Source organism: Sediminibacterium salmoneum NBRC 103935 (assembly GCF_000511175.1).
Lineage (GTDB): Bacteria > Bacteroidota > Bacteroidia > Chitinophagales > Chitinophagaceae > Sediminibacterium > Sediminibacterium salmoneum.
The window spans coordinates 524046-535021 of the sequence record NZ_KI866530.1 but is presented as its reverse complement, the minus strand read 5'-3'; the positions used below and the strand labels follow the sequence as shown (position 1 = coordinate 535021).

Here is a 10976-nt window from a genome sequence, read left to right as displayed (position 1 = left end):
TGGCCCTGGTGGCCATAGCTGTGTCTTTTTCACCATGACGAACAATCCATACGGTGGTCGATTGCGCAACAGTTGTAATCCAACCGAAAACAACCATCCCCAATACCAGTAACAACTTAAACAGTCCTAAGCTTTGAATACTATTCTTTTTCATAATTTGTTTTTATTCCCGCAAAAAACGGCATACTTAAAAAGTAAATTCGTGCATAACCGCAAGTTCTTGCAAAACAATCATTTATTCATTAAATATAATTAAACTTGTGACCAAATAGTCATTTATTATGTGTGGAATTGTTGGTTACACAGGACCAAGAGAGGCCTATCCTATTGTGTTAAAAGGCCTGAAAAGATTAGAATACCGAGGTTACGACAGTTCAGGCGTTGCGCTGCTGAACAACAAGCAAATTAAAGTTTATAAGAAAAAAGGAAAAGTGGCCGAGCTGGAAGAAGCCGCCATTGGTCAGGATGTTCACGCAAATATCGGCATTGGACATACCCGCTGGGCTACGCACGGAGAACCCAGTGACCGTAATGCACATCCGCACCAGTCTCAAAGTGGTGAACTGGCCATGATTCACAATGGCATTATTGAGAACTATACACAGATTAAAAAAGAACTGGAATCGAAGGGATATCATTTTAAAAGTGATACCGATACGGAAGTGTTGTTGAATTTTATTGAAGACATTAAAATCAATAACAACTGTTCACTGGAAGAGGCGCTACGCATTGCACTGAAGCGTGTAGTAGGTGCCTATTGTATTTTATTGATTTCCAAAGATGAACCCGATACCATTATTGCGGCGCGTAAAGGAAGTCCATTGGTAATTGGCATTGGCAAGGGAGAACATTTTTTAGCTAGTGATGCTTCACCGATTATTGAATACACTAAGGAAGTAGTGTACGTAAACGATTATGAAATTGCCATTGTTAAGCCAGATGAATTGATTCTGAAAAACCTGGGCAATGAAAAGCAAACGCCATTTATCACCAAGCTCGATATGGAATTGGCGGCTATTGAAAAAGGCGGTTATGATCATTTCATGCTGAAAGAAATTCATGAGCAACCCAGCACCATACATGATTGTTTAAGAGGTAGATTATTGCCACAGAGTTTACAGATCATGATGGGCGGAATTGAAAACAATATGGAAGCGTTCATTAACGCCAACCGCATTATGATTGTAGCCTGCGGAACCAGCTGGCATGCAGGTTTGATTGCGGAATATTTAATTGAAGAATTCTGCCGCATTCCGGTAGAAGTTGAATACGCATCTGAATTCCGTTATAGAAATCCGGTGATACACAAAGGCGATGTAATTATTGCGATTTCGCAAAGTGGTGAAACTGCTGATACATTAGTGGCGCTGGAAAGTGCGAAAGAAAAAGGCGCTTTCATTTTTGGTGTAGTTAATGCGGTGGGTAGTTCTATTGCACGTTTAAGCCATGCGGGTGCTTATACCCATAGCGGCCCTGAGATTGGGGTTGCGAGTACAAAAGCATTTACAGGGCAATTGGCTGTGTTGATGATGATGGCATTGAAGATTGGTTATGCAAAAGGCACATTGTCTAAAGATCGTTACGCTCAATTGATGCACGACCTTGAATCGATTCCTGAAAAGATTAAGGAGATATTAGCGGATACTTCCAATATTCAGCGCATTGCCGAGAAGTATAAAGATGCTTCTGACTTCTTATTCTTAGGAAGAGGATACAATTTCCCTGTTGCATTGGAAGGCGCATTGAAACTAAAAGAGATTTCCTATATACACGCAGAAGGTTATCCTGCTGCTGAAATGAAACACGGCCCGATTGCATTGGTAGATGAAAATCTTCCGGTAGTTTTTGTGGCAACCAAAGATTCTTACTACGAGAAAATTGTTTCGAATGTTCAGGAAATCAAAGCCCGTAAAGGAAAGGTTTTAGCCGTTGCTACTGCAGGCGATGAAGTAATTCCTGGCATGGCCGATGATGTCATGTTTGTTCCTGATGCAGACGAAGCCATTGCTCCCCTATTGAGTGTTGTGCCGCTGCAATTGTTGAGCTACTATGTAGGTCTTTACAAAGGATTGGATGTAGACAAGCCAAGAAACTTAGCTAAGAGTGTAACTGTTGAATAAAAAATATGGCGCAAAATAATATCACCAAGACCCCCCTTGATGCTTTAGGTTACGGATTTATAAAAGACCATCATATACCAAAGGGTAAGGATGAATATTATCTGCGCAATATGCAGATGAGAAACGGTATTCATTACCGAACCCTTACTGCTTATGAAATTGAGCAACTGGTACGCAATGGTAATACCACCGATAACTGGAATCAAATTTTAGTATCGGATGCTTTTAATCCGGATCTCGTAAAAAACTGTAAATTCCACGGACTGGTAAGAATAGGGAAACTGGAACCGTACTACCTGGGATTCAGCGATTTAAAAACCCCGGTAGGCCTGTACAATTCAACCATTATCAGTTGCGATTTTGGTGACAATGTTGTCATCAACAACGTTAACTATCTCTCCCATTATATCATTGGCAGCGAAGCCATTATTACCAACGTAAATGAATTGGTTACTACCAATCACTCTAAGTTTGGTAACGGTATTATTAAAGACGGAGAATCTGAAGAAGTGCGCATCTGGCTTGAAATCTGCAATGAAAATACCGGAAGAAAAGTATTACCCTTTGATGGCATGTTACCCGGTGATGCGTTTTTATGGAGCCGTTACAGAGACGATAAAGCGTTGCAACAAAAATTCATTGAGTTTACTGAAAAGAAATTCAACAATAAGCGCGGCTATTATGGTAAAGTGGGCGACAGAAGCGTCATTAAGAATTGTAATATTATCAAAGATGTTTGGGTTGGTTCCGATGCCTATTTTAAAGGAGCCAACAAACTCAAGAATCTTACGGTGAATTCAGGTCCTGAAGGACGCACCCAGATTGGTGAAGGTTGTGAAATGGTGAATGGAAATATTGGCTATGGTTGCCGTATTTTCTATGGCGTTAAAGCCGTTCGTTTTATCATGGCCGATCATTCGCAATTGAAATATGGTGCAAGGTTAATTAACTCTTACCTGGGACAGAATGCCACCATTTCCTGTTGCGAAGTGTTGAATTCGCTTATTTTCCCGGCACACGAGCAACACCATAACAACTCTTTTCTTTGTGCCGCTCTGGTGATGGGACAAAGCAATATTGCGGCTGGCGCCACCATTGGTTCTAACCACAACAGCAGAAGCGCTGATGGTGAAATTATTATGGGACGTGGGTTCTGGCCAGGACTTTGTGTTAGCCTGAAACACAATTCTGTTTTTGCCTCTTTCACTATGATTAACAAAGGCGATTATCCGGCAGAATTAAATGTGCCGATTCCGTTTTGTTTAATCAGCAATGATACCAAGAACGATCAGCTTACCATCATGCCCGCCTATTGGTTCCTGTATAATATGTACGCACTGGCCCGCAATGCCGGCAAATACGGACAAAGAGACAAACGTCACGACAAAACACAGAAACTAGAATACGATTACCTGGCACCGGATAGTGTGAATGAAATTTTCACCGCACTTGAAAAGCTGGAACTCTATACAGGGCAAGCCTATCTGCGTTCTGAGAAAAAATCGGACCATGATACGGTAGAAGCAATAGCTGTTGGGAAACTACTTTTAAAGAGCAATAACAAACTGGTGGACACACTGGAAATTACTGCCAGCGACATAGAAAACAGCAAACGCAAGACCGTATTGGTTAAAGTGCGTCAGGCTTATAAAGTATTCGAAGATGTGTTGTTGTTTTATGGCGTTAAATCACTGCTATGTCTGATTGGTAAAAATACTCCCGATTCCATTGAATCATTAGCCAAACGTATTCCTAAAAAACTAAGCAGAACCCCATGGGTTAACCTGGGCGGTCAACTAATGCCCGCTGCTGACCTTGCTGAATTACGCAAAAAAATTACCACAGGAAAAATCAAAGGCTGGGACGATTTGCATGCGCAATATGCAGCCAAAGGAGAGTTATACGAAGAGCAGAAATGCCTTCATGGGCTTGCCACACTGAGTGAAATAACAGAACTCTCTTTGCATCAGTTAGACAAACACCAGGTTAATTATTTATTAAACAGCGCTGTTTCTACAATGGAATGGATGACCAAGGGCATTCATGATTCCAGAGCCAAAGACTATAGCAATCCATTCCGTAAAATGGTTTATGAAAGTTTTGCTGAAATGAATGAAGTGGTCGGGAAACTGGAAGACAACAGTTTCATTAAGGAACAAATAGGAGAACTGAAATCTTTTAAAAAAGAAATCAGTTCTCTCAAAAAACACCTGGGGGTATAAATATCGGGGGGTATTAAAATTTCAAACCAAGTCCTAGCTGAACCTGTTGGGTATTCCATTTTTGCTGGTCGGTAAAATCATTGATATTCTGCAAGCCAATATTGTATCGGCCATAAATACGCAATACTTTTAAATTCACCTGTGCACCCAGTACCATGGAGAAATCGCCGGATTTAAATGCCTGTTGTCCATTGCTTAATAAGTTTTCGTTCTTGTTAATAAGCACCCCGAACTGAGGACCTGCTACAAAACTCAACAAGCCAATTGGGCTGTATCGCAACAAAATAGGAACCATTAAATAATCCAGTTTTACATTGGTGGGCAAAGTGGTGTAAATGGCGTCCAGGTTGGTTGCGGGCTTGGTAGCTGTCTGACTCCAGATAACTTCGGGCTGTATTCCCCATCGCTTTGCAAAATCAATTTCTGCAAAAGCCCCGGCATGATAAGAAAAGTTAAATCCCTGATCAAAAGACTGACCATCTATCTTATTCAGGTTGGCACCTGCTTTAACCCCTAATCTGAATCCGGTTTGCGCGTGCAATAATGTTCCGGAAAATACCAGTAAGGCAACAAATAAAATCTTACGCATACATTTTGTTTAAGTGAATCAAAACAATTTATATGCCATAGACGCAGAAACCTGAACCAATGTTACACTTGAAATGTTAAAATAAAATGATACTGCTAAATGAAAAAGACAAGGACCGCATTATTGAAATGGCCTGGGAAGACCGTACCCCCTTTGAAGCCATTGAATTTCAGTTTGGATTGTCTGAAAAAGAAGTGATTGAATTCATGCGCCAGAACAGCAAAGCCTCCAGCTTCAGAATGTGGCGCAAACGCATGAATGGGCGTAGCACCAAACACCAGAACCTGCGCGAAAAAGGTATTAACCGCTTTAAATGCAGTATGCAGCGTGCGATATCAATGAATAAAATTTCGAAACGCTAAGCCCTGCTGAATTCTATCACAGTTATTTCCGGCATGATACCCACCCTGCCCGGATAACCGATGAATCCAAAACCACGGTTCACATATAATTTCTGAGCGCCATCTTCATACAAACCAGCCCACTGCTTATACATCCACTTTACCGGGCTCCACTTGAAATACGGATTCTCAAGGCCAAATTGCATTCCATGCGTATGTCCTGAAAACATGATATCAATATCGGGATATTGCTTTTTTACCTGTGCATCCCAATGGCTGGGATCGTGGCTGAGTAAGAGTTTAAAAGGAATATCTTCTGTTCCTGTCACGGCTTCCTCCATTTTTCCGTATTTGGGGAAACGGCCCTTGGCTCCCCAGTTTTCAATACCCAAGACCGCAATTTTTTCTCCGTTTCTTTCTAACACTTTATGTTCATTCATCAACAATTGCCAACCCATGTCTTTGTGCACCTGCATTAAGGCCTGCAAATTGGCTTGCTTTTCTGCAGCCGAAGGCCATTGCACATAATCACCGTAATCGTGGTTGCCCAATGAACTGTAAACACCCAATGGGGCTTGTAAACGGGCAAAACTGGTTTTCAGCGGATCCATCTCGGTAGCCCTATCATTCACCAGATCTCCTGTGAAAAAAATCAGATCAGGGTTCTGAGCCAGAATCAGATCAATCCCTTTATTCACTTCTTTCACGTCCTGCAAACTGCCACTGTGAACGTCACTAATTTGAACCAGTTTTAATCCCTCAAAAGCCGCAGGCAAATTCGGGAAAGACAATTTTAATTTTTTTACCTGGTAATTATACTTGTTTTTAAATCCCCAGAGCATGGTGCCAAACAGCGTGGAACCCAGTCCCAACCCTATCCAGCTAAGAAAAACAGAACGGGAAACCATAGATCCGTCTCCCAACGACTGTCCCCCGGTTTTTTTGTAGATATTAACCAGCGCCCACCAGCCTCCGCGGCGGATATCATCCACCAGAAAAATGGTTGCAGCAATTAATTTAGCAATGAACAAGCCCGCTAATACGGCAAAAACATAGTTCCGGAAGATTTTAGACTGCTGTAGGGCCGGAACAAAGGGAAATGCCAGCAGGGAAAAAATGGTAAGCACAGATACCAGCCAGAAACCAAAGTGGATATACATCCGGGCTCTTTCAGAAAGCGGCTGGGTTACGGTTTTAACCGCCTGATACACATAAAAGTCAAGCAAAACCATAATGGCCGCTATAAAAAACAAAGTCCCTGTACTGCGCATATTTTAATATAATAGGTAAAGATAAGCACCCTCCATAACAGCGATCGGATAATATTGTTTGAGAGCTGTATCCGATGCCGTATTTTTGACAACCGAGAAAAGGAAAAGCAACTATGGCAAGAATTATTGGCGTGGCCAATCAAAAAGGCGGAGTAGGTAAAACAACCACTGCAATTAACGTAGCAGCCAGTCTGGCTGTTTTGGAATACAAGACCCTGCTGGTGGATGCAGATCCCCAGGCCAACAGTACAACCGGAGTGGGCTTCGACCTGCACAATATCACCAATAGCTTATACGACTGCATGGTGAACAGTGTAACTGCCAATGAAGTGATTTTAAAAAGTGATATTCCCAATTTAGACCTGATTCCTTCTCATATTGATTTGGTGGGAGCGGAACTGGAAATGATCAATTACCCGAACCGGGAGAATGTGATGAAGAATATTCTGGATGCGGTTCGCGATCGTTACGATTTTATCATCATCGACTGCTCTCCTTCTTTAGGGTTGATTACAGTGAACTCTTTGGTTGCTTCCGACAGTGTAATTGTGCCTGTACAATGCGAATTCTTTGCATTGGAAGGTTTGGGCAAATTGCTGAACACCATTAAAATTGTACAAAACCGTTTGAATCCTGCTTTGCAGATCGAAGGTATTTTAATGACCATGTACGATGGTCGTTTGCGTTTGTGCAATCAGGTGGTAAGCGAAGTGCGTCGCCATTTTGACGATATGGTATTTGCTACCATCATCCATAGAAACACCCGTTTGAGCGAAGCCCCCAGCGTTGGGAAACCCGTGATTTTATACGATGCAGAAAGCAAGGGTGCCGTGAATTACCTGAACCTGACCAAGGAAATTCTACAGAACAACGGCATGACTAAAATTTCTAACCAGGAAAGAATTATTGAATAATTATGAGTAATCCAAAACCTAGTAAAGACTTGATTGGTAAAGGACTTAGGTCTTTACTGCAAAATATAGATACCGATTTAAAGAATACCTCTGGTAGTTTAAAGAGTGAAGTAGTTGAACAGGTAACTACCAGTGCGCGTATTCCTTTGGCGGATATTCAAATTAACCCAAAGAACCCCAGAAGAGATTTTGATGAGCAAGCCTTACAGGAATTGGCGAACTCAATTAAAATGCACGATATCATTCAGCCGCTTACCGTTAGCAAATTACCCAACGGAAAGTACCAGCTGATTGCAGGGGAAAGAAGATTCAGGGCTTCTAAATTAGCCGGATTAAAAGATGTTCCTGCCTATGTTAGACAGGCCAACGACCAGCAATTACTGGAACTGGCTTTACTGGAAAATATTCAGCGTGAGAACTTAAATGCCATTGAAACGGCTTTGAGTTTTAAACGCATGATGGAAGAACTGGATTATACCCAGGAACAAGTGGCAGAGAGAATGGGAAAGGAAAGAAGCACGGTTACCAATTATATCCGTTTGTTGAAATTACCACCGGATATTCAGGCAGCTGTTCGCAATGGCAGCATTACCATGGGTCATGCAAGAGCTTTGATTAATATTGATACCATTGACAAGCAATTGTATGTATTCAAGGAAATACAACAAAAGCAATTGAGTGTTCGTCAGACCGAAGAACTGGTTAGAAAATTATACAAGGGCGATAAATCTGGTGCTGCTGCTGGTAGTGGTGCAAAAAATGATTTGCCCCCTGCCTATCAGAAAATTGAAGACAACCTTGCTTCTCATTTTGGCACTAAAGTTAAAATGACGCATAACAAAAAGGGATACGGAAGTATCTCTGTAGAATACTACTCACTGGATGAGCTGAATAAGATTCTGGATTTGATGAATATAACCGTGGGTTAAACTGGCATGTTCAAGAAATTATTGATTGTTTTGGTTTTGGTTCTTGCAGGATCAAAAGGCGCTTTTGCACAAACGGTTACCGATAGTGCAAAGGTTGTTCTAGTGCCGGAACTGAGCCCTAAAGAACAATCAAAACTGAAGAAGAAAATAAGAGACTCTATCTGGCTATTGACCCATGTTCCGCAAAAAGCTACCCGCAGGTCGGCACTGATTCCTGGTTGGGGCCAGGCCTATAACCGCGAATACTGGAAGATACCGTTGGTATATGGGGTACTGGGCATACCGGCAGCTACATTTGTTTACAATAATTCTTATTACAATAAAACCAAGTTTGCTTACGAAGCTTTATTTAAAGCACAATCCGGAGACAGTTCTGATATTGCAGCCATTGATCCGGAGCTGAGAGGATTAACGATTGGTTCTATGCAGAACTATCGGAATGCATTTCGCCGCGACCGTGATTATTCCATTCTGTGGTTTTTGCTTGCATGGGGATTACAGGTGGTGGATGCCACGGTATTCGGGCACCTCAGACATTTTGATGTAAGCAATAGCTTGAGTATGCATATTCAACCCCAGTTGAATCCGGCTACACGAACACCGGGATTATCCTTACAATTCACTGTTAAAGAAAAAAGCAAGAAGCCTTTGGCCATTGCACGATAAAATAACTACTATGAAAATTGCATTAATTGGATACGGCAAAATGGGCAAAGCCATTGAAGCCATTGCACTTAGCCAGGGTCATGAAGTAGTACTGAGAATAGACCTGGACAATGCAGCAGATTTTACCAAAGAAAATCTAAGCAAAGCCGATGTTGCTATTGAATTCACCGGGCCACATAGTGCGGTAAATAATATTCGCAAATGCCTGGAGTTTGGCGTTCCCGTAGTAAGTGGTTCTACAGGATGGCTGGCAGAATGGGATTCAGTAGCCAACTATTGTACATCCGTTGATGGCACTTTAATTTATTCCAGCAATTTCAGCATTGGCGTGAATTTGTTTTTTGAACTGAATAAGTACCTGGCAACATTAATGGAGAACTATCCTGACTATGATGTAAGCCTGAAGGAAATACACCACACGCAGAAAAAGGATGCCCCCAGTGGAACCGCCATCAGTCTGGCAGAACAGATACTGGCCATGATTGAAAGAAAGCTTGAATGGACCAATGATATGGCCGCTAAAGAAACCCATCACCTCAATATTGTTTCTGAACGAATAGATCCTGCTCCGGGTACCCACCATGTAAAATACAGTTCGGCCATAGATGATATTGAAATCATCCATACAGCACACAACAGAACCGGATTTGCGGGAGGTGCCGTGAAAGCTGCAGAATATGCAGTTGGAAAGAAAGGTATTTTCACAATGAAGCAGGTATTGGGCTTATCTTAGGATATAAAATAATCCACTTATGCTATCAAAAAAGACGCAATATGCTTTTAAAGCACTTACCTTTATGGCAGAGCAACAGCATTCTGGCCCTTTTTTAATAGCAGAGATAGCAGACAAAAAGAAAATCCCCCTGAAATTTCTTGAGTCCATTCTGCTTGAATTAAAAAAAGCAGGCATACTGAACAGTAAGAAAGGAAAAGGGGGTGGTTATTTTTATAATGCAGCTCCGGACACCATTTCTCTGGCAACCATTATGCGACTGATGGAAGGTCCAATTGCTTTATTGCCCTGTGTTAGTTTGAATTTTTACCAAAAATGTGAAGATTGCAATGAGGAGAAATGCGGCTTGAATAAAACAATGGTTCAGGTAAGAGATCAAACACTTACAATTTTAGAAAACAAAAAAATTACAGACCTCGTTATTTCTTAAGTTAACCCACAAACAAACAAAATGAAAAAGTTACTTGTACTGGCCATGTTCCTGCCATTCCTGCAAGCAGATGCACAAAAATTAATTGGTGGTAAAAATATCATCAAATGGAATGTAGGTTCTATGGCTGCCAGAAATCTCCATTTTACCTATGAAAGAAGTTTAACGAAAAATATTTCTTTCTCGTTAAGTTACCGAACCATGAGCAAAGGCGCTCTTCCTTTTAAAGACCAGTTTAAAGAAGCCATTAACAGCAACGATATCAACCTGGATAATTTCCAGATTGGCAATACAGCTATCACTCCTGAATTGCGCTTTTATTTAAGCATGGGCAGAATGAAGGGATTTTATCTGGCTCCATATGTTCGTTTCGCAACTTTCGATTTAGGAGCACCCATTAAATACACGGCATCTACTTCACCATTGGTAGAGAAGGAAGCGGTATTTAACGGGAAAATTAAAAGTACCAGCGCAGGTTTAATGATTGGGTATCAGTTCCAGATTCCTACCAAGTTGGTATTCGATTTCCAGATTATTGGCGGTCACTACGGAACCAGCAAGGGTGATTTGAATTTTAATACCCCGCTTTCTCCTTTTGAGCAGACTGAACTGAAGAAGAACCTGGATGAAATTGATGCCAAGCCTTTCAAGTTTACCAATACCGTAAACAGCAATGGCGCTCAAATTCAATCTGACGGACCATGGGCAGGTATCAGAGCCATTAATATTGGTTTGGGAATTCGTTTCTAAGCAAACAACAC

11 protein-coding genes are annotated in these 10976 nt (G+C 41.5%); 9 read left to right on the top strand and 2 right to left on the bottom strand.

Going from position 1 to position 10976, the window contains the following annotated elements; genetic code table 11:
- Positions 1–281 precede the first annotated feature (281 nt).
- Complete coding sequence (gene glmS, locus P767_RS0102685; protein WP_026763306.1) at positions 282–2120, top strand: glutamine--fructose-6-phosphate transaminase (isomerizing); 1839 nt, start codon at positions 282–284, stop codon at positions 2118–2120.
- 5 nt (positions 2121–2125) lie between these two features.
- Positions 2126–4342 (top strand): DUF4954 family protein, encoded by a 2217-nt coding sequence (locus tag P767_RS0102680; RefSeq protein ID WP_051417022.1) that lies wholly within the window; start codon positions 2126–2128, stop codon positions 4340–4342.
- Positions 4343–4355: 13 nt separating this feature from the next.
- On the opposite strand, the gene P767_RS0102675 is transcribed toward P767_RS0102680, so the two are convergent.
- Complete coding sequence (locus P767_RS0102675; RefSeq protein ID WP_026763304.1) at positions 4356–4931, bottom strand: porin family protein; 576 nt, start codon at positions 4929–4931, stop codon at positions 4356–4358.
- Between the two features lie 86 nt (positions 4932–5017).
- Here P767_RS0102675 and P767_RS0102670 point away from each other — a divergent pair, with 86 nt between their 5' ends.
- A complete protein-coding gene (locus tag P767_RS0102670) occupies positions 5018–5293 on the top strand; it encodes a TIGR03643 family protein (protein WP_026763303.1) in 276 nt (91 codons plus the stop codon).
- On the opposite strand, the gene P767_RS0102665 is transcribed toward P767_RS0102670, so the two are convergent.
- Positions 5290–6543 carry a metallophosphoesterase gene (locus tag P767_RS0102665; RefSeq protein ID WP_026763302.1) on the bottom strand — a complete coding sequence of 418 codons (1254 nt, stop codon included), beginning with the start codon at positions 6541–6543 and terminating at the stop codon, positions 5290–5292. The genes P767_RS0102670 and P767_RS0102665 overlap by 4 nt on opposite strands.
- A gap of 113 nt (positions 6544–6656) precedes the next feature.
- On the opposite strand from P767_RS0102665, the gene P767_RS0102660 reads away from it, so the two are divergent.
- The 6 genes from P767_RS0102660 to P767_RS0102635 are packed head-to-tail and all read left to right on the top strand — an operon-like array spanning position 6657 to position 10965.
- Positions 6657–7457, top strand: a complete 801-nt coding sequence (locus tag P767_RS0102660) for a ParA family protein (RefSeq protein ID WP_026763301.1) — start codon at positions 6657–6659, stop codon at positions 7455–7457.
- Between the two features lie 2 nt (positions 7458–7459).
- Entirely contained in the window at positions 7460–8386 is a 927-nt protein-coding gene (locus P767_RS0102655; protein WP_026763300.1) for a ParB/RepB/Spo0J family partition protein, read from the top strand.
- Between the two features lie 6 nt (positions 8387–8392).
- Positions 8393–9052 (top strand): DUF5683 domain-containing protein, encoded by a 660-nt coding sequence (locus P767_RS15470; protein WP_051417020.1) that lies wholly within the window; start codon positions 8393–8395, stop codon positions 9050–9052.
- A gap of 10 nt (positions 9053–9062) precedes the next feature.
- Positions 9063–9785: a 4-hydroxy-tetrahydrodipicolinate reductase gene (gene dapB / locus P767_RS0102645; protein ID WP_026763299.1), complete on the top strand. Its 723-nt coding sequence runs from the start codon at positions 9063–9065 to the stop codon at positions 9783–9785.
- Between the two features lie 19 nt (positions 9786–9804).
- Complete coding sequence (locus tag P767_RS0102640; protein WP_026763298.1) at positions 9805–10215, top strand: RrF2 family transcriptional regulator; 411 nt, start codon at positions 9805–9807, stop codon at positions 10213–10215.
- Positions 10216–10236: 21 nt separating this feature from the next.
- On the top strand, positions 10237–10965 hold the full coding sequence (locus P767_RS0102635; RefSeq protein ID WP_026763297.1) for a DUF3575 domain-containing protein: 729 nt from the start codon (positions 10237–10239) through the stop codon (positions 10963–10965).
- The last annotated feature ends 11 nt before the right edge of the window (positions 10966–10976 follow it).

What these genes read in the sequence shown, in the direction of transcription:
- glmS (WP_026763306.1), top strand. Translation starts at nt 282, where the DNA reads ATGTGTGGAATTGTTGGTTACACAGGACCAAGAGAGGCCTATCCTATT.
- P767_RS0102680 (WP_051417022.1), top strand. Translation starts at nt 2,126, where the DNA reads ATGGCGCAAAATAATATCACCAAGACCCCCCTTGATGCTTTAGGTTAC.
- P767_RS0102675 (WP_026763304.1), bottom strand. Translation starts at nt 4,931, where the DNA reads ATGCGTAAGATTTTATTTGTTGCCTTACTGGTATTTTCCGGAACATTA.
- P767_RS0102670 (WP_026763303.1), top strand. Translation starts at nt 5,018, where the DNA reads ATGATACTGCTAAATGAAAAAGACAAGGACCGCATTATTGAAATGGCC.
- P767_RS0102665 (WP_026763302.1), bottom strand. Translation starts at nt 6,543, where the DNA reads ATGCGCAGTACAGGGACTTTGTTTTTTATAGCGGCCATTATGGTTTTG.
- P767_RS0102660 (WP_026763301.1), top strand. Translation starts at nt 6,657, where the DNA reads ATGGCAAGAATTATTGGCGTGGCCAATCAAAAAGGCGGAGTAGGTAAA.
- P767_RS0102655 (WP_026763300.1), top strand. Translation starts at nt 7,460, where the DNA reads ATGAGTAATCCAAAACCTAGTAAAGACTTGATTGGTAAAGGACTTAGG.
- P767_RS15470 (WP_051417020.1), top strand. Translation starts at nt 8,393, where the DNA reads ATGTTCAAGAAATTATTGATTGTTTTGGTTTTGGTTCTTGCAGGATCA.
- dapB (WP_026763299.1), top strand. Translation starts at nt 9,063, where the DNA reads ATGAAAATTGCATTAATTGGATACGGCAAAATGGGCAAAGCCATTGAA.
- P767_RS0102640 (WP_026763298.1), top strand. Translation starts at nt 9,805, where the DNA reads ATGCTATCAAAAAAGACGCAATATGCTTTTAAAGCACTTACCTTTATG.
- P767_RS0102635 (WP_026763297.1), top strand. Translation starts at nt 10,237, where the DNA reads ATGAAAAAGTTACTTGTACTGGCCATGTTCCTGCCATTCCTGCAAGCA.